At 58.3% G+C, this 26,346-nt stretch carries 21 protein-coding genes and 4 pseudogenes; 11 read left to right on the top strand and 14 right to left on the bottom strand.

Annotated features, from left to right (window positions below; all coding sequences use genetic code 11):
- The 3 genes from FQ185_RS11755 to FQ185_RS11745 form a co-directional block, all read right to left on the bottom strand.
- The gene (locus FQ185_RS11755) at positions 1-366 is read right to left on the bottom strand and encodes an Mpo1-like protein (protein WP_149417588.1); all 366 of its coding nucleotides are present in this window, start codon (positions 364-366) and stop codon (positions 1-3) included.
- Between the two features lie 219 nt (positions 367-585).
- Positions 586-2,067 carry a methyl-accepting chemotaxis protein gene (locus FQ185_RS11750; RefSeq protein ID WP_149417587.1) on the bottom strand — a complete coding sequence of 494 codons (1,482 nt, stop codon included), beginning with the start codon at positions 2,065-2,067 and terminating at the stop codon, positions 586-588.
- 207 nt (positions 2,068-2,274) lie between these two features.
- Positions 2,275-3,084, bottom strand: coding sequence for a TatD family hydrolase (locus FQ185_RS11745; RefSeq protein WP_149417586.1), 810 nt, complete (start codon positions 3,082-3,084; stop codon positions 2,275-2,277).
- 236 nt (positions 3,085-3,320) lie between these two features.
- Here FQ185_RS11745 and FQ185_RS11740 point away from each other — a divergent pair, with 236 nt between their 5' ends.
- The 4 genes and pseudogenes from FQ185_RS11740 to FQ185_RS11725 form a co-directional block, all read left to right on the top strand.
- Positions 3,321-4,742 (top strand): transglycosylase SLT domain-containing protein, encoded by a 1,422-nt coding sequence (locus FQ185_RS11740; protein WP_149417585.1) that lies wholly within the window; start codon positions 3,321-3,323, stop codon positions 4,740-4,742.
- Positions 4,743-4,844: 102 nt separating this feature from the next.
- Positions 4,845-5,279, top strand: coding sequence for a DoxX family protein (locus FQ185_RS11735; RefSeq protein WP_149417584.1), 435 nt, complete (start codon positions 4,845-4,847; stop codon positions 5,277-5,279).
- Between the two features lie 247 nt (positions 5,280-5,526).
- On the top strand, positions 5,527-5,835 hold the full coding sequence (locus tag FQ185_RS11730) for a class I SAM-dependent methyltransferase (RefSeq protein ID WP_149417583.1): 309 nt from the start codon (positions 5,527-5,529) through the stop codon (positions 5,833-5,835).
- Between the two features lie 153 nt (positions 5,836-5,988).
- A pseudogene (locus FQ185_RS11725) lies at positions 5,989-6,145 on the top strand (GFA family protein); the annotation flags it as partial.
- A 111-nt stretch (positions 6,146-6,256) separates the two neighbouring features.
- Here FQ185_RS11725 and FQ185_RS11720 read toward each other — a convergent pair.
- Genes FQ185_RS11720 through FQ185_RS11710 form a run of 3 tightly spaced genes read right to left on the bottom strand, consistent with a single transcriptional unit; the run spans position 6,257 to position 10,900 of the window.
- Positions 6,257-7,852 carry an aldehyde dehydrogenase (NADP(+)) gene (locus tag FQ185_RS11720; RefSeq protein WP_149417581.1) on the bottom strand — a complete coding sequence of 532 codons (1,596 nt, stop codon included), beginning with the start codon at positions 7,850-7,852 and terminating at the stop codon, positions 6,257-6,259.
- A 17-nt stretch (positions 7,853-7,869) separates the two neighbouring features.
- The gene (locus FQ185_RS11715; protein WP_149417580.1) at positions 7,870-9,087 is read right to left on the bottom strand and encodes a fumarylacetoacetate hydrolase family protein; all 1,218 of its coding nucleotides are present in this window, start codon (positions 9,085-9,087) and stop codon (positions 7,870-7,872) included.
- A 28-nt stretch (positions 9,088-9,115) separates the two neighbouring features.
- Positions 9,116-10,900, bottom strand: a complete 1,785-nt coding sequence (locus FQ185_RS11710; protein WP_149417579.1) for an IlvD/Edd family dehydratase — start codon at positions 10,898-10,900, stop codon at positions 9,116-9,118.
- Between the two features lie 277 nt (positions 10,901-11,177).
- Between FQ185_RS11710 and FQ185_RS11705 the strand changes: the two genes are divergently transcribed.
- The 3 genes and pseudogenes from FQ185_RS11705 to FQ185_RS11695 form a co-directional block, all read left to right on the top strand.
- Positions 11,178-12,215, top strand: a complete 1,038-nt coding sequence (locus FQ185_RS11705) for a LacI family DNA-binding transcriptional regulator (RefSeq protein ID WP_149417578.1) — start codon at positions 11,178-11,180, stop codon at positions 12,213-12,215.
- A gap of 183 nt (positions 12,216-12,398) precedes the next feature.
- Positions 12,399-13,751, top strand: coding sequence for an MFS transporter (locus FQ185_RS11700; protein ID WP_149417577.1), 1,353 nt, complete (start codon positions 12,399-12,401; stop codon positions 13,749-13,751).
- Between the two features lie 134 nt (positions 13,752-13,885).
- Positions 13,886-14,415 (top strand): annotated as a pseudogene (locus FQ185_RS11695) (transposase); the annotation flags it as partial.
- A 273-nt stretch (positions 14,416-14,688) separates the two neighbouring features.
- Here the strand turns inward: FQ185_RS11695 and FQ185_RS11690 are convergent.
- The 4 genes from FQ185_RS11690 to xylA all read right to left on the bottom strand — a co-directional run bounded on the left by FQ185_RS11690 (position 14,689) and on the right by xylA (position 19,932).
- Positions 14,689-15,825, bottom strand: a complete 1,137-nt coding sequence (locus FQ185_RS11690; protein WP_149417576.1) for a sugar ABC transporter permease — start codon at positions 15,823-15,825, stop codon at positions 14,689-14,691.
- A complete protein-coding gene (gene xylG / locus FQ185_RS11685; protein ID WP_149417575.1) occupies positions 15,826-17,382 on the bottom strand; it encodes a D-xylose ABC transporter ATP-binding protein in 1,557 nt (518 codons plus the stop codon).
- 82 nt (positions 17,383-17,464) lie between these two features.
- Positions 17,465-18,466 carry a D-xylose ABC transporter substrate-binding protein gene (xylF, locus tag FQ185_RS11680; RefSeq protein WP_149417574.1) on the bottom strand — a complete coding sequence of 334 codons (1,002 nt, stop codon included), beginning with the start codon at positions 18,464-18,466 and terminating at the stop codon, positions 17,465-17,467.
- Positions 18,467-18,615: 149 nt separating this feature from the next.
- Positions 18,616-19,932, bottom strand: a complete 1,317-nt coding sequence (xylA, locus tag FQ185_RS11675) for a xylose isomerase (RefSeq protein WP_149417573.1) — start codon at positions 19,930-19,932, stop codon at positions 18,616-18,618.
- A gap of 176 nt (positions 19,933-20,108) precedes the next feature.
- On the opposite strand from xylA, the gene FQ185_RS11670 reads away from it, so the two are divergent.
- Both FQ185_RS11670 and FQ185_RS11665 read left to right on the top strand, forming a co-directional pair.
- Complete coding sequence (locus FQ185_RS11670) at positions 20,109-21,284, top strand: XylR family transcriptional regulator (RefSeq protein ID WP_149417572.1); 1,176 nt, start codon at positions 20,109-20,111, stop codon at positions 21,282-21,284.
- A 160-nt stretch (positions 21,285-21,444) separates the two neighbouring features.
- Positions 21,445-21,729: pseudogene (locus FQ185_RS11665) on the top strand (hypothetical protein); the annotation flags it as partial.
- A 468-nt stretch (positions 21,730-22,197) separates the two neighbouring features.
- Here FQ185_RS11665 and FQ185_RS11660 read toward each other — a convergent pair.
- Genes FQ185_RS11660 through FQ185_RS11650 form a run of 3 tightly spaced genes read right to left on the bottom strand, consistent with a single transcriptional unit; the run spans position 22,198 to position 24,873 of the window.
- The gene (locus FQ185_RS11660) at positions 22,198-23,481 is read right to left on the bottom strand and encodes an epoxide hydrolase family protein (RefSeq protein WP_256730400.1); all 1,284 of its coding nucleotides are present in this window, start codon (positions 23,479-23,481) and stop codon (positions 22,198-22,200) included.
- Positions 23,478-24,080: an NADPH-dependent F420 reductase gene (locus tag FQ185_RS11655; protein ID WP_149417571.1), complete on the bottom strand. Its 603-nt coding sequence runs from the start codon at positions 24,078-24,080 to the stop codon at positions 23,478-23,480. The genes FQ185_RS11660 and FQ185_RS11655 overlap by 4 nt, the downstream gene beginning before the upstream one ends.
- Before the next feature lie 58 nt (positions 24,081-24,138).
- A complete protein-coding gene (locus FQ185_RS11650; RefSeq protein WP_149417570.1) occupies positions 24,139-24,873 on the bottom strand; it encodes an SDR family NAD(P)-dependent oxidoreductase in 735 nt (244 codons plus the stop codon).
- A gap of 114 nt (positions 24,874-24,987) precedes the next feature.
- Between FQ185_RS11650 and FQ185_RS11645 the strand changes: the two genes are divergently transcribed.
- Together FQ185_RS11645 and greB are read left to right on the top strand one after the other, a co-directional pair.
- Positions 24,988-25,350 (top strand): helix-turn-helix domain-containing protein, encoded by a 363-nt coding sequence (locus FQ185_RS11645; protein WP_149417569.1) that lies wholly within the window; start codon positions 24,988-24,990, stop codon positions 25,348-25,350.
- Between the two features lie 326 nt (positions 25,351-25,676).
- Complete coding sequence (gene greB / locus FQ185_RS11640; protein WP_149417568.1) at positions 25,677-26,150, top strand: transcription elongation factor GreB; 474 nt, start codon at positions 25,677-25,679, stop codon at positions 26,148-26,150.
- Between the two features lie 11 nt (positions 26,151-26,161).
- Here the strand turns inward: greB and FQ185_RS11635 are convergent.
- A pseudogene (locus FQ185_RS11635) lies at positions 26,162-26,329 on the bottom strand (transcription elongation factor GreB); the annotation flags it as partial.
- Between the last annotated feature and the right edge of the window lie 17 nt (positions 26,330-26,346).

Below are 26,346 nucleotides of genomic sequence, written 5' to 3'. Positions count from 1 at the left end.
TCAGTGACGACGGTGGCGTTCCTTCCAGGCGCGCCACCAGCCGCCGCTCAGGAAAAACCGTGGGAAGGTCAGGAACTGCTCGACCAGCAAGCGTGACACCGCATCTTTGCGATCACTGAACGGCTCGCAGGCTTGCGCCTCCAGGCGGTGACCGTGGCGTTGCAGGCCAAGCGCAGCGAGCAAGCCGATGACGCCAATCGCGAAGTTCGCAAAGCTCAGGCCGAATACCCCGCAAACAATCAGCAGAAACGCCACGATGAACAGCGGCACGGCAATCAGGTGCAGCACCAGATTGGTCGGGTGCTGGTGATTGTTCGGGTACGCTCGCCATTGCCAGGCGGGAAGGTTGGGATGACGTTTGCCCATGATGGTAATCCTTGGTTCGTTGAGGCTCTTGAACAAAGAATAGGCCGGGTGCAGGCCGTCGGCGAATCAAGGCTGGCTATCGAAGTGATAGCGGGGCATGTTCGGAATTGATGTTGATTGAGCTGACGCTATCGCGGGCAAGCCCGCTCCCACAGGTAATGCGCAAATATTGAAACAGCGCTAAATGCTGTGGGAGCGGGCTTGCCCGCGATGAGGGCCTTACAGTTTGAGCTGACCGATAGCCTTGCTCAATTCCCCAGCCATCGCCGCCAATTCATTACTGGTTGTCGCCGAATCCACCGTCTGCTGCACAGTGTTTTCAGTCACATCGCGAATGCTCACCACCGCTCGATTCATCTCTTCCGCCACCTGGCTCTGCTGCTCGGCAGCTACCGCAATCTGCGTATTGCTTTCGCGCATCTGCGCCACCGCAGTGGTGATTTCCGCCAGCGCTGCACCGGCCTCTTGAGCCTGCTGTACGCAATCGTCGGCCTTGAACGAGCTTTCCTGCATAAAGTCCACCGCATCCCGGGTGCCGGCCTGCAAAGCAGCAATCATGAGGGTGATCTCGTCTGTGGACGTCTGCACACGTTTGGCCAGGTTGCGCACTTCATCGGCGACCACCGCAAACCCGCGTCCCATTTCACCGGCACGGGCCGCTTCGATGGCCGCGTTCAGGGCCAGTAGATTAGTTTGCTCGGCGATGCTGTGAATCACATTGACCACTCCATTGATCTTCTGACTGTCTTCGGCCAGACGCTGAATCATTTCGGCGGTCTGCTGCACCCCGCTGGACAACCCGGCAATCGATTTCTGTACCCGACTGACCACTTCCTGCCCGCTGCCAGCCAGAGCATCGGCGGTTTGTGAGAGGTCGCGGGTGGCGCCGGCATGCTGGGCGATGTGATAGACCGTGGCGGTCATTTCGTTGATCGCCGTGGCGGCCTGATCGGTTTCACTTTGCTGGCCCAGCATGCCGTGACGCACCTCGTTCATGCTCGACGCCAGCCGCGCCGCGCCGACATCCAGTTGCCGGGCGGTGCTGGCGACGGTGTTCACTACCCGCTGATAACCGGCCTGCATCGCGTTGAAGGCGTGGGCCATCTGCCCGACTTCGTCAGCGCAGGCCAGCGGGACACGGGCCGAGAGGTCGCCGGTTTTTTCGACGTGAAGCATCACGTCTTTCAGCGTATTGAGCTGGCTGAGCAGGAAGCGGATCAGCAGTTGCGAAGAACCAAGCATCGCCAGCATCAGGATGAACACCGCCACTGCGTAGTTGGCGAAACGCTCGCCGAACACCTGGGTCAGGCTCGGGCCATGGGCAATCACCGCAACTGGATTGCCATCGGTGCGAGTGAATACTTCGGCGCCTATTAGCGGGTTATTGCCCAACAGCGGCATGGAGTCGATCTCGACCCAGCCGTTGGCATCGGCCAGTTCCAATACCGGTTGCTGGTTCAGCAACGGCGCCTGCCCGCGACTGAAGGTCAGCAGGTTATCGGCCTTCGGTAGCGGTTGCCCGACAGGCCAGGCGCCAAGCAATCGCGCCTGAGCCTGGGCCGACGCCTGGGAGGCGTGGCTGCGGGCCTGCTGTTCGAGCTGTACGGCGTACAACACCAGCAACAGGGTGGTAACGAAGGCGACCGCGTTGACCGCCCAGAATTTGTATTTCAGCGAGATGTTGCTAAGCCAGGCACCCATGGAAGGTTTTCTCTGATAGCGGAAACAGCATTGGCAAGGTGCCAGTATTGTGCCGCTACTCAGGGGGACAACTCTTGATGTGTGTCAACTACCACCATCATTCCAATGTGGGAGCGAGCCTGCTCGCGATTGCGGTCTGGCAGTCACCTCAATGCTGACTGGCCCACCGCTTTCGCGAGCAGGCTCGCTCCCACAGGAGATGGGTGGTTACTGAGGTATTGAAGGCAACCCGTAAAATGCCCGCGCGCATGCGGTGGTGTGAGCGGCCAGGTCTTCCTCGCTCTCCCCGCGATGCAACGCCACTTCACGTAGCACTTCGGTCAGGTACGCCGGTTCGTTGCGCCCGTTTTTCGGCTTGGGTCGCAAGCTGCGCGGCAACAGATACGGCGCGTCGCTCTCGAGCATCAAGCGCCCGCGTTTGATCTCTTTCACCAACGGATGCAGATGCGTGCCCCGGCGTTCGTCGCAGATCCAGCCCGTGATGCCGATGTGCAAATCCAGGTCGAGATAGCTGAACAGCGCCTTCTTTTCACCGGTAAAGCAATGCACCACCGCGGCCGGTAACTGATCACGGTAATCACGGAGGATTTCCAGCAAACGCTGACTGGCGTCCCGTTCATGGAGGAACACCGGCAATTGCAGCTCGACCGCCATCGCCAGATGCTCTTCGAGCACTTTTTCCTGTTGTGGACGGGGCGAGAAATCACGATTGAAATCCAGCCCGCATTCACCCACGGCCACCATGTTCGGCTCCTTGAGCAAACTGCGTAGACGCTGTGCGCTGTCGGCGTTCCAGTCGCTGGCGTGATGGGGATGAATACCGCCCGTGGCGAACAGCCGTTGAGCGCTTTCATCCAGTTGCTGGCACAGCTCCAGAGCTTGTTCGCTGCCTTCGACACTGGTGCCGGTGAGTACCAGTTGGCAAACGCCGGCCACATAGGCGCGGTCGAGAACAGCCTGGTGTTTGTCGGCAAAACTGGGGTTGGTCAGGTTGACGCCGATATCGATGAGTTGCATGGTGCTACCTCGGACCAAAGGCCGGAAAGCATATCAGAGCTGTAGATTTATAAGAAAAACCAAGAACTACAACGAGTTATAGCTGTCTCTTGATGCCGCGAGTCAGACCGTGTTGGTGTGTATGCCATCACTGTGCCAGTCTTTCGCACTTTGCCAGCGCTCCAGGCGCTCTGTTTCTGTCGTTCGATTTCATGAAAATTCCTGAGATCGGCCCCAGTATTCTTTCCGGAGAGTGGATGATACGTCCCTCGATGTTGTTACTGCTGTGCTGTTCGTTGCTGCTGCCGATGCCGGCGGTTGCGCGTCTGGCCGGCCCGCTGCAAGCCGTGCCGGCGGCCAAGGTCCGTGACCTGGCGGAAATTCGCAGCAGCCGTGTGCTGCGGGTGCTGGTCAACCAGAGCCGTAACAGCTCCGGCGAAGTCCAGGGCCAGGCCATCGGTGTCGAATACCACCGCTTGCGCGCCTTTGAGCAATACCTCAACGGTCACGCCCGTGACGGTCAGGAAATCACCCTCAAGATCATTCCCAAAGCCAAGGATCAACTGATCGGCGCATTACAGCGCGGGGAAGGGGACCTGGTCGCCCCGGGGGAATTGCTCGATCTGCAACCGGGCCACGCGATCAGCACCAGTGAACCGATCGCCAGCAACATCCCGTTCGTTCTGGTCGGGATCAAAGGTGAGCGACGTTACACCCGCCTCGAGCAACTCGCTGGAAAAACCCTGGCATTGCCCACCGGCAGTGCGGCCGGGGACGCGGTCAGTCAGATCAACCAAAAGCTCGCTTTGCACAAACTGCCGCCGGTGAAGATCGAATGGGTCGATCCCAGTCTGGCGGTCGAGGATGTGCTGGAAATGGTTCAGGGTGGGATCTTTCACCTGACCATCGTCGAGCAACCGATTGCCGAGCGCTGGGGCAAGATCCTGTCCAAATTGCGTTTGGATCGGCAGGTGCGCATCAGCGAACCGGGCGAAGAGTTCTGGTTCGTGCGCCGCGATGCCTCGATGTTGCGCGCGAGCATCGACCGCTTCCTGGTCGGTTACAAAAAACCATCGGATCAGGATGCCGCGTTCCTGCGGATCTATCGACGCCTGTATCAAGTGCACTATCCCTTGGCCAAGGCCAATCGTCAGCGCCTCGAGAAACTTCGACCGGTGCTGCAGAAACACGCAGATGCCCAAGGCATGGACTGGTTGAACCTCGCGGCACTGGCGTTCAAGGAATCCTCCTTGCAGCCCAACGCACGTAGCGGCAGCGGCCCTACAGGCCTGATGCAGATCACTCCATCCGCGGCCCAGCGGGTGGGCGTCAACAATATTCAGAACCTCGACGCCAATGTGCAGGCCGGGGCCAAGTACCTGGCGATGATCCGTCGCAAGTTCTTTGCAAGCCCCAAACTCAACGAGCGCGAGCGCATGGCATTCGTGCTCGCGGCCTACAACATGGGCCCGGAGCGGGTTCAGGGCATGCGCGCCGAGGCTCGTCGGCGCGGCTTGAATCCCAATCAGTGGTTCTTCCAGGTCGAACGCATCGCCATGGAGCAGGTGGGAATGGGCCCTGTCAGCTATGTTAATAGCGTGAACAAGTATTATCTGGCGTTCGATCGTGAGAGGGAGTCGTTGGAGCCCCAGGGGCAGAAAATTGCCTCGCGTAAATGATCGACTAAACTGATGTTTGTGGCGAAATTTTTGCGCTTTTAACATTTGATTTGCTGATTAATATAGCGGCCAACCAACACAACTCAAAATGGAAGACACAGCATGAGCTCACTGATCAACAAGGTACTGTTTACCCGCGCTGGCTACGGCCTGACTGTGCTGCGGATCTTCGTCGGCATCATCTTCGCTGCCCACGGCTCGCAAAAACTCTTCGGAGCGTTTGGCGGTTACGGTCTGGCGGGCACTGCGCAGTACATGGAGAGCATCGGCCTGGCGCCGGGCTACCTGATGGCAACGCTGGCGGGCGGTACGGAGTTCTTCGGTGGTCTGGCCCTGATCATAGGTCTGCTGGCACGCCCGGCAGCACTGGGTCTGACTTTCCTCTCGCTGGTCGCCATTTTTACAGTGCACATCAGCAACGGTCTGTTCATGGCCAACAACGGTTATGAATTCGCCCTGGCCCTGCTCGGTGGCAGCATTGCGGTACTGATTGAAGGCGCCGGCAAGCTGTCGGTCGACCGCGCCATCGCTGGCTGACAGCTCTGGCTCAATGAATAGGCCCGCATTGCGCGGGCCTTTTTGTTGCGCGTGATTCTTGACACTGATCGGTCAGCTTCTCTAGGATGCTGCTCATGCGCCGATTTAAACAGCTACTTGCGGGGCGCCAGGTGACTCATTCAGTTGCCGATAGAAGCTTGAAACAGGCTTCGAAATACCGCTAAAGCGCTGGTTCGGTGTTGCCTCTCACCTGCCATGCAGACTTTTGAGGCAGAGACACGACTCGATGAATGCACTAAGCCCCGTAATCCGCCCCGCGCCGATCACGGCACATCTCACCCAGCGCAATCCAAAAATCCTGCTTGGCGGCAAACATCAGCCTACGCTCTTGCGTTATCTCGACGGCTGGCCACGTCGCACCGGTGGGCCTGCAGCGTTCCTGATCCAGTTTGTCGAAGACGGTGAATCCCTGGCTCGATTTGCCAGCGACAGTTTCGATCTGGCGGTGATTCAATCGCCCGGCGTCGAGGATGCCTGCGAAATGATCAAACAACTGACCCGGGTTGCCCGACAAGGGTTGATTACCCGCCGTTGAGGCTCATAGATAGTCGATCGCCACGGTATTCACGCATTGCTCACCGGTGGGTGTCTGAGCTACTTTTTCAACAGAATCGGCCAGAAGCAGTCATTCGACACTCCCCGTGCCAATCGTTTAAATCGACCCATTTGGTTCTTGCTGCCTCAAAAGATGACCAGCACTTTCCAAGGCAGCTGTCTCTGCGGCGCCGTCAGTTACGAAATCAAATCACGCCCCAAAGCGCTTTCACATTGCCATTGCAACCAATGCCGTGAAAGTCATGGGGCAGCGTTTGCCAGCTATGGCAGCGTGCTGCGAACTGACCTGCCTGTCATCCAGGGCAGGCCCTTGATTCCACTCAATCAAGGGCCCGAAGCAGGGATGCGGCTTTTCCACAAGCGCAAGAGACGGTCGATTTAACATCACCGTCGTACGAGATCTAACTTGCGCATTCACGCAAACGCTCATGTGTGCTGACGCCGTCTACCAAGCGCAGAATGCCAAGCGGATTGGCGTTTTTTAGTGCGTCCGGGAGCAAGCGGTCAGGGTAGTTCTGGAAGCAGATCGGCCGCAGGAAACGGTTGATCGACAGCGTTCCCACGGACGAGCCTCGGGCATCCGAGGTGGCCGGATAGGGGCCGCCATGAACCATCGCATCGCATACCTCGACACCGGTCGGGTAGTTATTTAGCAAAAGGCGACCCGCTTTCAGCTCCAACAACGGAATCAACTCGGCAAACACGTCCAGATCCGCGGTTTCGGCAATCAAGGTCGCGGTAAGTTGTCCCTGCAAACCGTGCAGCGCGTGCTGCAGCTGTTGCCGGTCATTGACTGCAACGACGACGACAACCGGGCCAAACACCTCGTGCTGCAGCAGTTCGTCATGGTTGATCAGCAGTTCGGCGTCCGCTTCGAACAGCTGTGGATGAGCCTGACCACCTGCTTGAAGATTCCCCGCTCGATGATGGATCTGCGGATGATCATGCAAGCGGGTCAGGCCATCGGAGTAATTACACAGCCCGCCAGCGTTGAGCATGGTATGTGCAGGCAGAGCGTTGATCTGCCGGGCTAGGTCATCGAGAAACGCATCGAACTCGGGAGAGCGTATTCCGATCACCATTCCAGGTTTTGTGCAGAACTGTCCTGCCCCTTGAACCACAGAGGCGCCGACCTCGGCCGCAATTTTCGCACCGCGGGTTTTGAGGGCCTCTGGCAGCACCAGTACCGGATTGACACTCGACATCTCGGCGAACACCGGGATAGGTTCTGGTCTCGCTGCTGCCATGTCACACAGTGCTCGGCCACCCTTGAGCGATCCGGTGAAGCCTACGGCCCTGATCGCCGGATGTTGTACCAGCCAGGCACCGACCGTCCCGCCGTAAATCATGTTGAACACGCCGGTCGGCATTTCCGTCTGTTCGGCGGCGCGGATGATTGCCAAAGCGACCCATTGCGCCGTGGCCATGTGGCCAGGGTGTGCCTTGAATACCACTGGGCAACCCGCCGCGAGCGCAGCGGCGGTATCGCCGCCGGCGGTGGAGAAGGCCAGAGGAAAATTGCTGGCGCCGAATACTGCGACTGGGCCGATACCGATGTGGTACTGGCGCAAATCGGGACGGGGCAGTGGTTGGCGATCGGGCAAGGCACGATCGATGCGTGCACCGAAGAAATCACCACGTCGCAGCACCTTGGCAAACAGCCTCAGTTGACCACTGGTACGGGCGCGCTCACCTTGAATTCGTGCGGCCGGCAGTGCCGTTTCCCGGCAGACCGTCGCAATGAATTCGTCACCCAGGGCGTCGAGTTCATCGGCGATGGCGTCGAGAAACACGGCGCGTCGAGTGGCGGGCATGGTGCGGTACGCTTGGTAAGCAGTTGCCGCCGCATGAGCGGCAGCATCCACTTCCTCTCGCGTGGCTTCAGTAAAGAAGCCCGGCAGTTCCTGCCCAGTGGTGGCGTCAAAACTTTGCAGGCGCGAGTGACCTTTGGCGCTTCGTGCGCCATTGATAAAGTTGTGTCCAGTGCAGGCGTTCATAGGCATTCTCGTTTTGGCTAGCGTGGCTTGATCGCGGCAGAAACCAACCCACGACCGTGCAAGTTATCGAGCAGGGCGCGATAACCCATCTGCCAGGCCGGAGCGCGATCGCTTGTTGTCACCCGGTTGACCAGCGTGCCGAACTTGGCGCTGCTGATGGCTACAAGGTCACCCTCTTTATGGGTGAAGCCTCCTCCGGGTAGATCGCGGTCTTGCTTGGGAGCAAACAGGGTGCCGAGAAACAGCACAAAGCCATCCGGGTATTGATGGTTCTCGTTGAGTGTTTGAGCGACCAGATCCAGCGGGTCGCGGCTGATCTGGTTCATGGAGCTGCTGCCATCCATGATGAAACCATCCTCGCCGACGACACGCAGTGCGACTTCTGCCGAGCGCACGTCCTCGATGCTGAAGGTCTCATCGAACAGCCGGATAAATGGCCCAAGCGCGGTCGACGCATTGTTATCTTTGGCTTTTGAAAGCAACAACGCACTGCGCCCTTCGAAATCGCGAAGGTTGACGTCATTGCCCAGCGTAGCGCCCTGTACCTTGCCACGACTGGAAACGGCCAATACCACTTCGGGCTCTGGATTGTTCCAGCTGGACTTCGGATGGATACCAATGTCCGATCCGTAACCCACCGCTGACAACGGCTGAGCTTTGGTGAATATCTCGGCGTCCGGGCCGATGCCCACTTCGAGGTACTGCGACCACATTCCCTGGCTGATCAGCACTTCCTTGAGCGCGGCGGCCTGGGACGAGCCCGGCACGATGTGTCCGAGGTCGGTACCGATACTTTCTACCAGGGTCGCGCGAATGCTATCGGCCTTGGCCGGGTCGCCCTTGGCCTGCTCTTCGACTACTCGCTCAAGCATGCTGGTGGCGAAGGTAACCCCGGCCGCTTTCACCGCTTGCAGGTCGATCGGAGCCAACAGCCACGGCTGTGTTTCGTCGCGAACGGATACATCGCTGTTGATCAGCAGATTGTCAAAACTGATCAACGGCGCGTTTAACGCCAAGCTGCGCAGGTAAGCAACGGGATCATCGAGCTCAAGCAGCGCTGAAACGGTCGCCACTCGGGCACTGATGTCATAGACCTGCCCGTCTTTGAGCAGGACGACGGCGGGCCCTGCACTGGCGCCAGGAATCCAGACGCGACTGACCCAGGTGCCTTGCGCGAGGTCTTGAGCCGGAACGTTCAAAGCCGACAATGTCGTTACAGCGGATGTTTGGGACATGGACGAAACCCTTTACGAAAATAGCGAATCAGTGGGAGTGACGTGGATCGCCGCTGCGCGCGATGACCCGCAGGTGCAAGGTCGCGGGCTCCAGACAACCACCGGTCGAGAGTTGGCCAACCTGCTGTCGGTAGAGTTCTTGCCACGGCGTTTGCGAGGCTGGAATGGAGGGTTTGAACGCCGCCTGGCGGCGTGCCATTTCGTTTTCATCCACCAGGAGATCGACTCGGCGAGCATTGAGGTCGACACGAAGGCGATCATTGGTTTTCAGCAAACCTATTCCGCCGCCCACAGCGGCTTCCGGGGACATGTTGAGAATCGACGGGCTTGCCGAGGTACCGCTTTGGCGCCCATCACCCAAGCAGGGCAGGGAGTCAATGCCTCGTTTGATCAGTGCTGCGGGTGGGGCCATGTTGACCACTTCAGCGCTGCCTGGATAACCCACGGTACCGCAGCCTCGAATGACCAATATGCAGCGCTCGTCGATGTCCAGCGCCGGATCGTTGATTCGAGCCTGGTAGTCCTCAGGGCCCTCGAAAACGATGGCTCTGGCTTCGAAACTGTTTTCTGCGCCCGGTTCGGACAGGTAGGTTTTACGGAAGGCTTCGCCGACCACCGACATCTTCATGATGGCGCTATCGAAGAAATTGCCGCTCAACACAATGAAACCGGCTCGTTGAATCAAGGGGTCTTCATACGCATGGATGACATCCGTATCGCTGGCGGCGGCATTGCTGACGATCTCGCCAATGGTCTTGCCGGAAACCGTGGCGCAATCTTCATGCAGCCGCCCGGCGTTTTTCAGTTCGTGCATGACGGCAGGCACACCGCCGGCGCGATGGAAACCTTCACCGAGGTATTTACCGGCGGGCATGCAGTTGACCAGCAGGGGCACGTCTTCGCCGATGCGTTGCCAGTCTTCCAGGCTGAGATCGATACCGGTGTGCCGCGCGATAGCGATGAGGTGCGGTGGGCAATTGGTCGAAGCACCCAGTGCCGACGCCACGGCGATGGCATTCTCAAAGGCTTCGCGGGTCATGATTTGGGATGGACGAATATCCTGGCGAACCATGTCGACGATGCGCTTGCCAGTGGCATAGGCCATCTGACCGCGTTCACGATAGGCTGCCGGAATGCTCGCGCAGCCGGGCAGGGACATGCCCAGCGCTTCGGCAAGAGCATTCATCGACAGCGCGGTGCCCATGGTATTGCAGTGACCAATCGAAGGAGAGGCCGCCGTGGTCATCTCCATGAACCCTTCGTAATCGATCTCACCGCTGGCCAGCAGGTTGCGCGCATGCCACAGCACCGTGCCGGAGCCAATCAATTGGCCCTTGTGGTGTCCATCAAGCATCGGGCCGCCCGAAAGGACGATCGCCGGCATATCAACCGTCGCCGCCGCCATGAGGCAGGCGGGGGTGGTCTTGTCGCAGCCAGTCGTCAGCACCACACCGTCCAGCGGATACCCATGAAGAATCTCAACCAGGCCCAGGTAAGCCAGGTTGCGATCCAGTGCGGCAGTAGGGCGCCGGGTTTGTTCGGCCATCGGGTGCACGGGGAACTCCATCGGAATACCCCCGGCATCACGAATGCCCGCTTTGGTGCGTTGCGAGAGTTCGAGGTGATGACGATTGCACGGCGCGAGATCGCTACCGGTTTGGGCGATACCGATGATGGGGCGGCCCGATTGCAACTCCTCGCGCGTCATACCGTAGTTCATGAAACGTTCGACGTAGAGCGCAGTCATGTCCGCATGACTTGGATCGTCAAACCATTGTTGACTTCGCAGGGGCGGAGGAGTTTTTTCAGGCATGGGTTTATCTCTTCTTAGGGGTATATCGACGGAAAGTGACCGCTGCGGAAGGCGACGAAACAGGGATTGAAAAAGCCTCAGCAGTGTTCGAATGATTCGATGTTACCGGTAACATTATTTTTGTAAAGACCCAATATCGATGTTCGAACCGGCGCGGGGCACGCTTGCAAGGAGTAGAGGTAGGCGTTTCGGCGCCCATGTATAATCAGCGACCATCGGTGTTAGCGGCGTTGATTTTCAGGGTCCGCCGGTCATTTTCAGGAAAAACAGGACGTTCATGAGTTACGAGGATTCAGGCAAGATCACCACGCCGCCGCGAATGGCCGATGTCGCTAAACTGGCCGGTGTTTCGAAGATGACGGTTTCCCGGGTCCTGGCCGGTCGCGACGTGTCAGAGCGCACGCAAAAGCTGGTCCACGAGGCGATTGAAACGCTCGGTTATCTGCCTGATGCCTCTGCAGGAACCCTGGCCACCGGACGTTCGGAATTTATCGTGGCGCTGGTGCCGTCATTAGCCAGCTCGAACTTTGCCGACACCGTGCGCGGCCTGAATGATGCCGTCAGTGAACATGGCCTGTGCCTGCTGTTGGGGGACACGGATTACCACTTGGAGCAAGAGGCCTTGCTGGTGCGCACGTTGCTGCGCCATCGGCCGGTGGGGGTGATGTTGACGGGCAGCGCGCATCTGGACGAAACCCGTAAGCTGCTACGCCAGGCGCAAGTGCCCGTTGTCGAAACCTGGGACATTCCCTCCGATCCTATTGAGCAATCGGTTGGATTCAGCAACGTGGCCGCTGCAGCGGCACTGTACGAACACCTGTATCAGCAAGGCTATCGACGGATTGGCTACATCGGCGGCGCGTCGGTGCTCGACCACCGTGGGCAGCAACGTCAGCAAGGCTACCTTCAGGCTGTCGAGGCGTTGGGGGCAGGGGAGCCCAGGGTGATGGAGTATGGCGAGTCGCCTATCACCATGAGTCACGGCGGAGAATCCGTGAAGCGGCTGCTGGAAAAGTGGCCGGACACAGAAGCGGTGATGTGCGTCAGTGATCTGTCGGCGTTCGGCGCCATCATGGAGTGCCATCGACAAGGGCGACGAGTGCCCGAGGACATGGCAATCGCCGGGTTCGGTGATTTCGAAGTCTCACGGTATTGCACCCCGACCATCACCACCGTATCGGTTGATCCCTATCGAATTGGCCGGCGCGCCGGTGAATTGCTGGTGGCGAGTGCTGCGGCACAGCGCCTTGGGCTGCCGCGTCCGCGGGAGTCCGATGTCGTGGAATTCAAAATCCTGGCGCGCGAAAGCACCTGAAACTATTTAACCGGGGCCGCTTGCTTTGCCCCGAAACTAATTGCTAAATTAAAAATGTTACCGGTAACAAGCAACTTGCAGAATCCTTTTATCCGTATGGATTGCTCTGGTCAGTCCAAGGAACTCAAGGTCGCAAGACAAAACAAAAACAATCGGCATGACAACATGCCTTGAGGTCAACACATGGAATCAGTATCTCAGCGTCCCCTCGACGGAGAGGGCGCGGCGGAGCTTACCTCCGAGGATCGTACCTACCGCAAGGTCATCCTGCGTATCCTGCCGATCCTGCTGTTTTGCTACATGGCGGCGTACCTGGATCGGGTCAACATCGGCTTTGCCAAGCTGGACATGCTCAGCGACCTGCAATTCAGTAATACCGTCTACGCCCTCGGTGCGAGCATTTTCTTCTGGGGCTATTTCCTTTTCGAAGTGCCCAGCAACCTGTTCCTCCATCGCTTTGGCGCGCGCCTCTGGATCGCTCGCATCATGATCAGCTGGAGCATTGTCTCCATGGCTGTAGCGTTTACCGTACCGCTGGCCAAGTTCTTTCACATTGAATCGGAAACCATGTTTTACATTCTGCGCTTCCTGCTAGGGGTATGCGAAGCCGGTTTCTTCCCAGGCGTGATTCTCTACCTTAACTACTGGTTTCCTACGCACCGGCAAAGCCGCGTCATGGCGGGCTTCCTGATGGCCATGCCGATCAGCCTGACCTTGGGCGGGATTCTTTCCGGGTGGTTGATGAGCGCGATGCAGGGTGTTCACGGTATGGCCGGTTGGCAGTGGATGCTGATCATCGAAGGCATCCCGTCGTTGATCATGGCCGTTGTCGTGGTGACGTTGCTGGTCGATAAAATCGACAACGCCAAGTGGCTGACCGCGGCAGAAAAAAACATGCTGAAAAACAACCTGGACCGGGATAACACGGCCAAGGCCTCAAGCCTGCGGGATGTGATTTTCAACGGTCGCGTGTGGTTGCTGGTGCTGATCCTACTGACATTCAACACGGGTTTTTACGGCCTGGCGTTCTGGATGCCGACGATCATCAAGGCCACAGGTGTTTCCAATACTCTGCACATCGGTTTGCTGACGGCAATCCCGTACACCACCGCCATCGTCGCTATGACCCTCAATGCCTGGCACTCTAACAAAACCGGCGAGCGCCGACTGCATGCCGCTATTCCAGCGTTCATCGGCGGGGTCGGGCTGATTTGCAGCGCCATCTTTGCCCATAACCTGCCGGTGTCTATTTTCTTCCTCAGCATATCCGCCTCAGGCTTGCTGAGCCTGATGCCGATTTTCTGGACATTGCCAGGCACGGTGTTGTCCGGTGTGGCAGCAGCGGCGGGCATTGGCATGATCAACGCAATCGGCAACCTTTCGGGGTTTACCGGTTCCATGATTACGGCCACTGCCGAGACACTGACGGGCGACATAAACAACGGCACGTATGTGCTGGGTGGTTGCCTGCTCGTTAGCTGTGTGCTGATCCTGCTAATTCCAAAATCGATGCTCTCCAAAGACATCAGAGCCTGACTGACTGTCGATCGCTCGATCCTGGTAGCCAAGACCAGGGTCGACGGCGGCGGAGTTCAGTGAGGGGAATTTCAATCCGGTGCGTGTAGTCGACGTCTTCGTCGACGAACTCGATCTGGTCAATCTTGGTGCAGTGTCAGCAGCTGGGACTGTTCGGAGAACATCTGGTCGCGATCGATGGCAGCAAATTCAAAGCCGTCAACAACCGCGACCGCAATTTCACCAGCGTCAAGCTGAAGCGGCGTATGGAAGAAATTGAATCGAGTATCAATCGGTACCTGACCGCGCTCGACGACGCCGATCGGCAAGAACCCTCGATTGCTCAGCCCAAGGCTGCCCGTCTGCAAGAGAAAATCGACAAGCTCAAAGCTCCGATGAAAGAGTTACAGGTCATTGAAACTCAGCTCGATGGCCAAGCAGGCCCGCGAAGCGGTGGCGTCAAAAATGCTGTCGGTGGTGGCTGCCGGAAATGATGCGGATCCGAAAATGAACGGTTGAGCCTCCCTTCGGGACACTCAAACAATGGAGGGGCGCCACGCATTTCCTGACACGAAAGCTGAGCGGAGTAAGCGCGCAGATGAGCTTGAACGTCCTCGCCTACAACTTGAAGCGGGTCATGAAAATTCTCGGTACCAGCGGTTTAATGAAGGCGCTGTCGGCCTGAAGAGGTCTGTATTTTGGCCCCCCAGCAAGGTAGAAGCGGCGCTGGGGGCTCCCGGGCCCTAGTGATGATCCGCAGGACTTGTTGCGAGCAATTACTCAGCTAACAACCGTCAGCGCGTTTTTACACACTCTGGGCCGATAGCTGCCTGTCGGAAGAGGCAACTTTCTACCCAAATCCACGGACGGCTGACCATCGGTGGCTGCATGACAACCGTCACGAAAAATCGCATCTCTCCAGAAGCAGACTGCCGCGGATCACTTCATACAGAGCAGATCAACGTCGCCCAGTCCGCGTGCTCACATCTACCCACACGGCCAACACCAGAATGCTGCCCTTGACGATCATCTGCCAGTAACTGTCGACGTCGAGCATGGACATGCCGTTGTCCAGGCTGGTGATGACCAGCGCGCCGAGGAGGGCGCCGTAGACGGTGCCGGAGCCGCCGCGCATGGAGGTGCCGCCGATGAAGCACGCGGCGATGGCGTCGAGTTCGCCCATGCTGCCGGCCGAGGGCGAACCGGCGGCCAGTCGTGCGGTGTTGACCACACCGGCGAGGGCGCACATCACGCCCATGATCCCGAAAATCCACAGCTTCACGGCCTGCACATTGATACCGGACAGGCGTGTCGCTTCCATGTTGCTGCCCACGGAATAGACGCGTCGGCCGAAGACGGTCTGGCTGGTCACGTAGCTGAACCCGCCCAGCAGAACCAGCAGAAGCAGGACCGGCACGGGAATGCCGTCATAGCTGTTGAGGATCTGGACGAAGCCGGCCAGCACTGCGCCGATCAACAGCACGCGCACGACGTCACGTACCAGTGAATGTGCCGCCAGGCCGTGAAGGGCGCGATTGCGCCGTTGTTTCCAGGTCAGGAACAACGTCAGTGCGAACAGCAGAACGCCCAGGCCCGTGCCGACCGCGTGCGGCAAATACCCCTGGCCGATGTAGACGAGTTCCGGCGATACCGGGGCGATCGTCGTGCCGCCGGTAATGCCCAGCAAAATACCTCGAAATGCCAGCATGCCCCCCAGCCCGACGATGAACGACGGGATGCGCAGGTAGGCGGCCATGTAGCCGTTGCCGAGGCCGATCATCAGTCCGCACAGGGCGACAAGGCTCAGGTTCGCCAACAGCGGTATGTGGTAGATCACGTCCAGAATCGCTGCCAGTCCACCCAGCAGGCCCAGCAATGAGCCGACCGACAAATCGATCTCGCCGCTGATGATGACCAGCACCATGCCGCAGGCGAGAATCCCGGTGATGGACATCTGGCGCAGCAGGTTGGAGAGGTTGCGCGGCGTCAGGAATCCGCCCTCGGTCTGCCAGCTGAAGAACAGCCAGATAAACGCCACGGCAAACACCAGCGCGAGCATCTTGTAGCGGGTGAAGAGTTGTTTGACCTGATTCATTTACGCGGATTTCCGATCATTATTGTTATGGCCATCAGGCTGGCTGAGTGCGGCGGCGAGCAGCTGTTCCTGGGTGAGTCCGTGGTTGATGAAGTCACCCCGCAACTGGCCTTCGCCGATCACCAGTACGCGGTCGGAAACGCCGAGCACTTCGGCCAGCTCCGAAGACACCATGATGATCGACACGCCTTCGGCCGCCAGCGCCCCCATCAGCTTGTAGATCTCGTACTTGGCACCGACATCCACACCGCGGGTGGGCTCATCGAGAATCAGGACTCGGGGTTTGGTCAGCAGCATCTTCGCCAAGACGGCTTTTTGTTGATTGCCGCCGGACAGGCTGGTGATCGGCAGGAACGGGCTCGCGGTCTTGAGGTGCAGGCGCGAAATTTCCCGATCGATGCTGCCCAGTTCGGCTTCGGCATCGATGCGGGTCAGTTTCGAGTAACTGTCGAGCACGGCCAGGGTGATGTTCTGGCCGACGCCCAGGTCTGGAATGATGCCCTGGCGCTTGCGGTCCTCGGGCACCAGGCACAGGCCGGCACGGATTGACTTGAGCGGCGTGCGGGTGTCGATGAGTTGGCCGTCCAGCCAGACTTCGCCTTCATGGCGACCGGGGTAGGCGCCGAACAGCGCTGTCACCAGTTCGGTGCGGCCTGCACCGACCAGTCCGGCGATGCCGAGGATTTCCCCGCGTTTGAGGCCGAAGGAAATATCGTCGACCCGTTTGCGCCTGGGGTTGTCGACGTCGTAGCAGGTGATGTGACGGGCCTCGAAAATCACCTCGCCAATGTCGTGTGGCTCGGTGGGGTAGAGGTTGCTCATTTCCCGTCCGACCATCTGGGTGATGATCTGTGGAATATCCATGTCCGCCATGGCAGTCGTCGCGATGTGTTTGCCGTCACGGATCACCGAAATGGTGTCGCACACGGCAGCCACTTCATCAAGCTTGTGGGAGATGTAGACACAGGCGACACCCTTGGCCTTGAGGTCGCGGATGATGTCCAGCAGCACCTCGATTTCCGAACGGGTCAGGGCCGATGAAGGCTCGTCGAGGATCAGCAGGCGCGCGTGCTTGTTCAGAGCCTTGGCGATTTCCACCAGTTGCTGATAGCCGCCGCCGTACTGAGAAACCGGCAGCGATACGTTCATGTCCGGCACTTTCAATTCACGCATCAGGGCTTCGGCGCGGTGGATCATCGCCGGGTAATTCATCCGCCCACCGGGCAGCGTCAGTTCATGGCCCATGAAAATGTTCTCGGCCACCGACAGGTCGGGAACCAGCGTCAGTTCCTGGTGAATGATGACGATGCCGGCGGCTTCCGTTTCGCTGATCGATTGCGCCTCGAGCGGTTGACCGTCCCAGAGGATTTCACCGTCCCAGGTGCCATGGGGGTAGACCGCGGAAAGGATTTTCATCAGCGTGGACTTGCCGGCGCCATTCTCGCCGCACAGCCCGACGCACTCACCGGGCTTGACCTTGATGTCGATGCCATTGAGCGCTTTGACACCGCCGAAGGTTTTGACGATACCGTTCATTTGCAGCAGATAGTCGAACATGGCAGAGACTCATAAGCGGCAGGTACGAGGCGGGTCCCGCAGGAGCGAGCTGGCTCCTGCAGGGTGCATCACGAGGTGATGATTACTGCCCGGCAATCTGCGCCTTGGTGTAAAACCCGTCCTGTTCCAGCAGGTCGATGTTGTCCTTGGTCAACGGAGTCGGAGTGAGCAGGATGGTGTCGACTTTTTTGCTGCCGTTGTCGTACTGCGAGCTGTAGGCGGGTTTCTCGTTACGCGCCAGTTGCACCGAGAGCTTGGCGGCTTCGGTGGCGATGAGTTTCAGCGGTTTGTACACGGTCATGGTTTGCGTGCCGGCGATCACTCGCTTGACCGCTGCGAGGTCTGCGTCCTGCCCCGAAATCGGCACCTTGCCGGCCAGTTGCTGAGAGGCCAGTGCCTGGATGGCGCCGCCTGCCGTGGCGTCGTTGGAGGCGACGATGCCGTCGATTTTGTTGTCATTGCGGGTCAAGGCGTTTTCAACAATGCTCAGCGCTTCGGTAGGGTTCCATTCTTTCACCCATTGTTGACCGACGATCTTGATATCCCCCTTGTCGATGGCCGGTTGCAGCACTTTCATCTGACCTTCGCGCAGGACTTTTGCGTTGTTGTCGGTAGGCGCACCACCGAGCAGGAAGTAATTGCCCTTGGGCGCCGCATGCAGCACACCGCTGGCCTGCATTTCGCCGACCTTTTCGTTATCGAAGGAAATGTAGGCGTCGATATCCGCGTTGAGTATCAGGCGGTCATAGGACACGACCTTGATCCCGGCTTTCTTCGCTTCGGCCACTGCGTTGGTCAGCACCGTGGCGTTGAACGGCACGATGACGATGACATCGACGCCACGGGAAATGAGGTTTTCGATTTGCGAAATCTGCTTTTGCTCGTTGGCATCGGCCGACTGTACGAAGACCTTGGCGTCCATTTTCTCCGCTGCCGCGACGAAGTAATCGCGGTCACGCGACCAGCGTTCCAGCCGCAGATCATCAATGGAGAAACCGATTTTCGGATGGGCAGCATCGGCCATTACCGGTAGCGACAGCAGCGCCAGGGCGCTGGCCAATAGCACGCGTTTTACATTCTTCATGGTGGTGCGTCCTTTTATTTTTGTTTGAAAGACACTGCCTGACGATGAGTCTCGGGCTGGTAGAACTGTAGAGAATCGGCAGACGCAGCGGACACAGATTTGTCGTGCGAATGTCACAGCGTTGTTGCGCCCGCAGACGCCGTTGGCGATCAGCGATAGATAAACCGGTTGACGACGTTTTCGAGCATTTCCTGCCTGCCACTGACGGCCTGCGGATTCAGTTCGTTGGCGAAGGCATGTTCGGCCAATGACTGGAGGTTGAACTCACCTGTCAGCACCGCCTGCCCGAATGGCTGCTGCCAGCCGGCGTAGCGTTGATCCTTGAGCAACTGAAGCTGGTCGTTCTGCACCATGGCGGCTGCCCGCTCCAGGGACAGGGCGAGGACGTCCATTGCGCCGACGTGACCATGGAACAGATCGATCTCATCGAGGCTCTGGCGGCGAACCTTGGAGTCGAAGTTGTAACCGCCATTCTTGAACCCGCCGGCCTTGAGGATTTCATAGGTGGCCAGGGTCATTTCTTCGACGCTGTTGGGAAATTGATCGGTGTCCCAGCCGTTTTGCGGATCACCGCGGTTGGCGTCGATGCTGCCGAAAATCCCCAGTGAGACGGCCGTCGCTATCTCGTGATGAAAGCTATGACCGGCCAGGGTTGCGTGGTTGGCCTCGATGTTGACCTTGATTTCCTTTTCCAGGCCGAACTGCTGGAGAAAACCAAACACGGTGGCGCTGTCGTAATCGTATTGATGCTTGGTCGGCTCCTGCGGCTTGGGTTCGATCAGCAGGTCGCCTTTGAAACCGATCTTGTGCTTGTGCTCGACCACCATGCGCATGAAGCGGCCCAATTGTTCGCGTTCACGTTTCAAGTCGGTATTGAGCAGGGTTTCGTAGCCTTCGCGACCGCCCCACAACACGTAGTTGGACCCTTTCAGGCGTTGGGTCGCGTTCATGGCGCTGAACACCTGGGCGGCGGCGAAGGCAAACACTTCGGGGTCCGGGTTGCTGGCGGCGCCGGCGGCAAAGCGCGGATTGCTGAAGCAGTTGGCGGTTCCCCACAGCAGCTTGATCCCGCTTTCTTCCTGGTGTCGCTCAAGGTGATCAATCATCTGCGCGAAGTGGTTGCGGTACTCCTTCAACGAATTGCCTTCCGGGGCGACATCCGTGTCGTGGAAGCAGTAATAGTCGATACCCAGTTTGGAGAAGAACTCGAACGCGGCGTCGGCCTTGCCAATCGCCATCTCCATCGGGTCGCCGGCGTGTTGCCAAGGGCGCTTGAAAGTACCTGCACCGAACACATCGGAACCCGGCCAGACGAAGGTGTGCCAATAACAGGCAGCCATGCGCAAGTGTTCGCGCATGGGTTTGCCGAGGACAATTTTGTCGGCGTCGTAGTGACGGAAGGCGAGGGGAGAATCGCTGGCAGGGCCTTCGTAGCGAATCCGGTCGACATCAGGGAAGTACGGCATTGGTAATGTCCTTGTTGTTCTTGGCGGTGTCTCGATACTAGCAACGGCCCCATGCCTGCTGATTATGAAAATCACCAACGCAGGGTGCGATTTTGCGTATTGAGATTCGTCGTCTGCGCGCCTAGTCTGTGCAAACCGCCCCGGTGACAAGGGGCCCCGGAACAAGCCTGAAAACAATGAAAACAGTACCGCCTGTTCACCGCATTGCACTGTTATTCAACGGGAGCAAGATCTATGACCGGGGCATCATCAGCGGCATCGGCAACTACCTGAGCAGCACCCGCGCGTCTTGGGACCTGTTCCTGGAAGAGGATTTTCTCTGCCGGTTGAAAGGGATCGAACGCTGGCAAGGTGACGGGATCATTGCCGACTTCGACGATCCGCTGATTGGCGAGGCGCTGGCCGACATCAAATTGCCGGTGGTGGCGGTGGGTGGTTCCTATCAGGATGAGCGCGCTTATCCGAAAGGGATTCCGTACGTCGCCACCGACAATAACGCGCTGATCACCCTGGCTTACGCGCACTTGATCGAGGCCGGGTTGCAGCGTTTTGCCTGCTTCAGCCTGCCTGAAGCGCAGGCCAATCGTTGGGCCCAGGAGCGGGAAAAATCCTTTCGACGACTGATGCAACGTGACGGCTTGCATGCCGAGGTCTATCGCGGCATGGGCACCAGTGCACCGCTGTGGGACAGCGCCGTCGAACAACTGATTGTTTGGCTCCAAAGTCTGCCCAAGCCCATCGGCATCATCGCCGTCAGTGACGCCCGCGCCCGACAATTGCTGCAAGCCTGCCTGACCGCCGGAATCGCCGTGCCGGAGCAGGTGGCGTTGATCGGTATCGACAACGACCCCCTGACACGCAGCCTGACCCGGGTCCCCCTGAGCTCGGTCATCCAAGGCACCGAAACCATGGGCCGCACCGCCGCGCAACTGCTCCACCAGATGCTGCACGGCATGCCGTCCACAGGCACGCACATCCTGATCCCGCCGGATGCGATCAACGTGCAGGTGTCGAGTTTGCACCAACCGTTGGGCAACCCCTACGTCATGCAGGCGCTGCTGTTTATCCGCCAGTATGCCTGCCAGGGCATCAAGACGGCGCAAGTGGCGGCTTATGTCGGCGTGTCGCGCTCATCGCTGGAGTCGCACTTTCGCACTGTGCGAGGCTGCAGCGTGCACGACGAGATTCTGCGTTTCAAATTGGCGGCGGCTACGAGCGGGTTGGAAAATACCGAAACAGCAATTGCGGACGTTGCCCGCACTTGCGGTTTCAAATCCGCACAATATTTGCACACTGTGTTCCGTCGCGAGTTTGGTTGTACGCCCCGTGAATACCAGCAGGGCGCGAGATAGTGGTGCCGGGTGCAATTGGTTGATTGGGTTGGTTTCGGCCGACTCTGTTGAAAAAGTAGTCCCCTGTCTGGCCTGCGGCAAAATCTCTGCATTGGCCAGCAGGGAAGCACGCAGCATGATGGGACAGTTATCGAGTGGGCAGGAGCGACTGTTTTACTCGTTCAACCTTGAAGATGAAGTCCCCAACCACTCGACGCTTTCCAAAAATCGACACGGCCGTTCTCGGGACAGTGATCTGTTTCGCTGGTTGTTCAATGGCGGATGCGAGTCGGCAGCGCGGTCGCTGACTGATCCTCAGGCCCGCTGGACAGCGGCTCCAGGCGGCCCAGCGTTCTGCGCTTACTCCACGAATTATCTGCTCGATACCGAGCACGGCGTGATCATGGATGTGGAACCCACACCGGCTCATCGCACGGCCGAGGTCGAGAGTACCAAGACGATGATCGCTTCCAGCAATCGGTTCCGGTCAGGCAGGTAGACCGCCTTTGCGTCCTCCTTCCAGGCAGCTACGGTCATTCCCAGAGATGCACAAAGAGTGATCTTTGCGTTGGCATCATTTCTGTCGGTATGTCGCGACTGTGACATCTCATTGGCCAGACCTGGATCTACAACCCGGTCAGAAAATATCACCGGTCCGACGTCCCACACCTCAGGGGCGCATACCTTCTGCGAAGGCTCCAGTTTGATAACGGCCATACCCCATAGGCGTATCTGAAGGATGTTCTTATACGTCCGCCGACGTAGCGGGCGAGTGAGTGAAATCGATCAGTTGCTGCCGCATCAGTGGATGCCTGCCTACACTACCCAAGGTGACCTCGGCGGACAGTCAAGCTGCATTGGTGATCCTGTTTGCTTGAAGTCGAACGGGGCTCGCTAGTTGCGCACGTTGCACATCATAGGAATTGCGATGGATCTAGCTCCTCAAAGGTCTAAAGAATGCCCTGATCTCTTCGGCAAGGATTTCGGGCTGCTCTAGCGCTGCGAAATGACCGCCACGCTCCATATGCTCCCAACGGTGGACATGAAATACGCGCTCGACCCAACTGCGTGGTGGCATGGGCAGCTCTTTCGGAAATAACGCCACACCCAACGGAGTCTCCACTCGTTCATTGGTTTCGAAAACGAGCGGATTAAGTCGATTTTCCTTGTATAGCCTCAAGGTTGCTTGGATGCTCCCGCTGAACCAATAAAGCGCTATGTCGCAGAGGAGAGAGTCAAACGACACTACTTGTTCAAGATCGTTGGGATGATCTACCCATGAGTGGAATTTTTCGATAATCCACGCAGCAAGACCCGCTGGCGAGTCCGAAAGTGCGTAAGCCAGGGTTTGAGGTTTCGTACCGTGTAAAGCCGCGTAAGCACCTTCGGTCGACGCGAATTGGCTGCTTCGATTCAGAAAGGCCTGTTCTTCTTCGCTCAAGGCGTCTCGTCCTCCCCCTAGAGATGGCCTGAAACTACCGGGGATATAATTGAGATGGGCACCTATCAAGTTGGGGCCGTAGTGACGAGCGAGCCACATTGATACACCAGCACCGATATCTCCTCCCTGAGCACCAAATCGATCGTAGCCCAGTTCTCCCATCAACGATGCCCATAGTCCAGCGATTTGCTTGGAACTGATACCCGCCTTGGTCGGAGCAGGAGAGCAACCGTAGCCTGGTAGAGATGGCACGACTACATCAAATGCATCAGAGGCATGCCCCCCATATTTCGCAGGATCAGTTAGCAGCGGAAGCAATCGTTCCATCTCTAAGAAAGAGCCCGGCCAGCCGTGGGTAATTATCAGCGGCATAGCCTTTGGCCCAATCCCCCGCTGGTGCAGAAAATGAATTTCCTCGCCGTCAATTTCCGCCAGGAACTGTGGTAACTGATTTATTCGCTGCTCATGAATGCGCCAATCAAATTGGTTGCTCCAATAATTCAGGAGGCGCGCAAGAAAATTTACATCAGTACCGTCATCCCAGCTATTCGCTGCCAAGGTGTCTGGCAAACGTGAAGAGCGCAGGCGTCGATCAAGGTCGTCTAGCTGCTCAGTGGTGATGGCAAGCGTGAAAGGGCGTATAGACATGGCTATTCTCGATGCGATGCGATGGGGTACGGCACGGCTTGCTGCCGGCGTCGCCCTCGCTTCAATCAGGTTGTGGCTGTCGTTTGTCCACGAGGCAGGATCGCATAAAAATTCGCGATCACGATTCATCTGTCGAACTTGACCAAATCCTTAAAGATCAGTTGCCCCCAGCTATTTCCGCGCGCCTGCACAAGCAGTCCACCTTCCGAAAGCCCGCCAAGTTTGATCGGTGAGAAACCGAGATTTTCCGCAAGCGCACCAATCTCCGCTGCGGCGCCTTCATCGTCGCTCGCCAGGAACACGACTCTCCTGCCACCCTGTACGGCCGGATCCTGGTCAAGGACGGCAGCGGCCAAGTGGTTGAAGCCCTTGACCAATCTTGCACCGGTGAAGGCCTGTGCGACGACCTTGGAAGAAGGTTGTTCTCCCAGTTCCTCAGGGGATACGCCGTAGGCATTGGTCACATCGATGATGGTCTTGCCCTCCCAAGTGGGCAGCACCTTAGCGACATCCCGGTGCGTCTCGTAACGGACCGCCAAAAAGACGATGTCCGCCTTGATGGCCTGCGCCAGTGTTTTTGGAATGATCTCGGGCCCAATGGTGGCCGCAGCAGCTGCAAAGCTTTCCGGGTCGCGGGTGGTTGCAACGGAGACTTCGATGCCGCTTCGGGCAAACGCCTTGGCAAGCGCCTGGCCGAGCTTGCCGAAGCCGATTATTGCATAGCTCATATGTTCTCCTCAGGTTTACTACGCCTATCGAATGGAGTGACCGGCCGGGCGTAGCGAGTCAGATTTGCGCCAGGCCACCGTCGACGGCGACCTCGCTGGCGGTCATGAAGCTGCTGTCCTGCGACGCGAGAAAGGCCGCCACCGCACCGATTTCCGCTGGATCGGCCATTCGCTGGAGCGGATTCATCGAGGCGAAGACCTTCATGCCTTCCTCGCCCAGCGCTGCCATTGCGAGTTCGGTCGCCGTCGGCCCGGGCGACAGCACGTTTACCCGGATACCGCTGCCCTTCAGGTCCTCTGCCCAGGTCCGCGCGAGATTGCGCACTGCCGCCTTGCTCGCGCTGTAGACGCTGAATGCCGGGGCGCCCGTGGTGCCGGCGCTCGACCCGGTCAGGATGATAGAACCACCCTCGCTCATCAGCGGCAGCGCCTTCTGCACCGTGAAGATCAAGCCCTTCACGTTGGTCTCGAAGATTTCGTCAATGTGCTTAGCGGTGATCTCGCCGAGGGCAAGCGGGCTTCCAGCCCCGGCATTGGCGAAGACGATGTCGAGGGTTCCGCGCTCGGCCTTCACCGCCGCGTAGAGTCGGTCGAGGTCGGCCTGGTCGGAGACCGAGCCCTTCACCGCGCGGGCATTGGGCCCGAGCTCAGCCACAGCGCCGTCGAGCGCTTCCTGCCGGCGGCCGAAGATGAAGACGAACGCGCCCTCCTCGATGAAACGCTTTGCCGCGGCGCGGCCAATGCCGGTAGCGCCGCCGGTGATCACGGCGGTCTTTCCATTCAGTCTGGTCATGTCGTGCATCCTTTGTTGGAGTTGTACCCAAGCAAGGAAATTGCTCGCTTGAGGACGAGGATGCAGCTCTGATAACCTAAGGACAAGTATGCACCTTTTGGTAAGTATCAAAAAATGACGACTATCTCTGAAATCTGCGGTACGGGATGCGGGCTCAACGCCACGCTGCGCATCATCTCAGGCAAGTGGAAACCGCTGGTCTTGTTTTTCTTGCGCGACGGCCCGAAGCGCTACGGCGAGCTCAAGCGTTTGATTCCGGGCGTCAGTGACAAGGTGCTGATCCAGCAATTGAAGGATCTGGAAGGCGATCAAGTGCTGGCGCGGACCGACTACAAAGAAGTGCCCCCGCGCGTGGACTATACGCTGACCCCGCTCGGCCGCAGCCTGGCTGAAGCGATCGTCCCGCTGTGCGCCTGGGGAACCGAGCACGCGGCGGAGATGGCAAGCATCTTCGCCAAGCGCGACACTTTGCCCTAGCAGGGTGCCGGACGCCCAGTTGCGGCAGGATCGACGCCCTCAAAACCAAGTGCGCCCAGGTCTTGAGGAGACAATGGCTTTGCAAGGGAGATAGGGGCACAACCAGCGCCCCTCGCCGAGAAGTCCACTTCACACAGTGCGAAATTTACCGGATGCTCAAGCAAATGGTGAGTTCCTTGATCGTGTGAACCTTCCTTTATAGCCGTTTATCTATCGCATCTCGCTGAAGCTATGATAAGAGCGCGCTAAAATGCTGGCGCAATCGTTGTGAGCATGTAAGTAGGGCACTAACCATTCGTGTCCCAATCGTTAGTGAGAGGCTTGTCTTGAGCACCAACATCATCACGAAGGAAGGTCACGAGGCCTTGAAGCAGGAGCTTGATTTCCTTTGGCGAGAAAAGCGCCCGGACACGACGCGCAAGGTTACCTGGGCAGCATCACTAGGCGATCGTAGTGAAAACGCTGACTATCAGTACAACAAGAAGCTGCTTCGAGAAATTGATCGACGCGTGCGATATCTTCGCAAGCGGCTCGACGATGTGCGGGTTGTTGAATACTCGCCTGAGCAGGAAGGGAAGGTTTTCTTCGGGGCTTGGGTCGAGATCGAAAACGAAACGGGTGAAATCAAAAAATTCAGGGTCGTGGGCTATGACGAAATCTACGGTCGTAACGATTACATCTCGATCGATTCGCCCATGGCGCGCGCGCTTTTGAAGAAAGAGGTAGGCGACGAAGCAGTAGTGCAGACTCCGGGTGGAGAAATGTTGTGGTGGATTAACGAAATTTTTTACAGAAAATAGTATGGACGTTATTCGGCGTTTTCCGAGCGATCGCCCTGGGCTGCGGCCTCGCTGACCGACTGCGTCACTTGCGGCCGCCGAACATGCCAGAGTCCATGAACCTCGGTCCGCATCCGCGCTTCACCTTCGGGGGTGATCAGCGCGGTGCCAGCGGTGCGGGGAGGGCGATAACGGCTCATGGCAACTTCTTGTGGTA

Origin of the sequence: Pseudomonas sp. ANT_H12B, from assembly GCF_008369325.1 — a bacterium.
Lineage (GTDB): Bacteria > Pseudomonadota > Gammaproteobacteria > Pseudomonadales > Pseudomonadaceae > Aquipseudomonas.
The sequence above is the reverse complement of the archived record's forward strand: the minus strand, read 5'-3'. Positions and strand labels throughout refer to the sequence as shown.

Excerpts from the sequence above, each read along its gene's own strand:
- xylA (WP_149417573.1), bottom strand. The coding sequence starts at position 19,932 with ATGCCGTACTTCCCTGATGTCGACCGGATTCGCTACGAAGGCCCTGCC.
- FQ185_RS11730 (WP_149417583.1), top strand. The coding sequence starts at position 5,527 with ATGAATGCACTAAGCCCCGTAATCCGCCCCGCGCCGATCACGGCACAT.
- FQ185_RS11650 (WP_149417570.1), bottom strand. The coding sequence starts at position 24,873 with ATGACCAGACTGAATGGAAAGACCGCCGTGATCACCGGCGGCGCTACC.
- FQ185_RS11690 (WP_149417576.1), bottom strand. The coding sequence starts at position 15,825 with ATGAATCAGGTCAAACAACTCTTCACCCGCTACAAGATGCTCGCGCTG.
- xylF (WP_149417574.1), bottom strand. The coding sequence starts at position 18,466 with ATGAAGAATGTAAAACGCGTGCTATTGGCCAGCGCCCTGGCGCTGCTG.
- xylG (WP_149417575.1), bottom strand. The coding sequence starts at position 17,382 with ATGTTCGACTATCTGCTGCAAATGAACGGTATCGTCAAAACCTTCGGC.
- FQ185_RS11670 (WP_149417572.1), top strand. The coding sequence starts at position 20,109 with ATGAAAACAGTACCGCCTGTTCACCGCATTGCACTGTTATTCAACGGG.
- FQ185_RS11710 (WP_149417579.1), bottom strand. The coding sequence starts at position 10,900 with ATGCCTGAAAAAACTCCTCCGCCCCTGCGAAGTCAACAATGGTTTGAC.
- FQ185_RS11715 (WP_149417580.1), bottom strand. The coding sequence starts at position 9,087 with ATGTCCCAAACATCCGCTGTAACGACATTGTCGGCTTTGAACGTTCCG.
- FQ185_RS11645 (WP_149417569.1), top strand. The coding sequence starts at position 24,988 with ATGACGACTATCTCTGAAATCTGCGGTACGGGATGCGGGCTCAACGCC.
- FQ185_RS11700 (WP_149417577.1), top strand. The coding sequence starts at position 12,399 with ATGGAATCAGTATCTCAGCGTCCCCTCGACGGAGAGGGCGCGGCGGAG.
- FQ185_RS11735 (WP_149417584.1), top strand. The coding sequence starts at position 4,845 with ATGAGCTCACTGATCAACAAGGTACTGTTTACCCGCGCTGGCTACGGC.
- FQ185_RS11745 (WP_149417586.1), bottom strand. The coding sequence starts at position 3,084 with ATGCAACTCATCGATATCGGCGTCAACCTGACCAACCCCAGTTTTGCC.
- FQ185_RS11755 (WP_149417588.1), bottom strand. The coding sequence starts at position 366 with ATGGGCAAACGTCATCCCAACCTTCCCGCCTGGCAATGGCGAGCGTAC.
- FQ185_RS11655 (WP_149417571.1), bottom strand. The coding sequence starts at position 24,080 with ATGAGCTATGCAATAATCGGCTTCGGCAAGCTCGGCCAGGCGCTTGCC.
- FQ185_RS11705 (WP_149417578.1), top strand. The coding sequence starts at position 11,178 with ATGAGTTACGAGGATTCAGGCAAGATCACCACGCCGCCGCGAATGGCC.
- FQ185_RS11660 (WP_256730400.1), bottom strand. The coding sequence starts at position 23,481 with ATGAATCGTGATCGCGAATTTTTATGCGATCCTGCCTCGTGGACAAAC.
- FQ185_RS11720 (WP_149417581.1), bottom strand. The coding sequence starts at position 7,852 with ATGAACGCCTGCACTGGACACAACTTTATCAATGGCGCACGAAGCGCC.
- FQ185_RS11740 (WP_149417585.1), top strand. The coding sequence starts at position 3,321 with ATGATACGTCCCTCGATGTTGTTACTGCTGTGCTGTTCGTTGCTGCTG.
- FQ185_RS11750 (WP_149417587.1), bottom strand. The coding sequence starts at position 2,067 with ATGGGTGCCTGGCTTAGCAACATCTCGCTGAAATACAAATTCTGGGCG.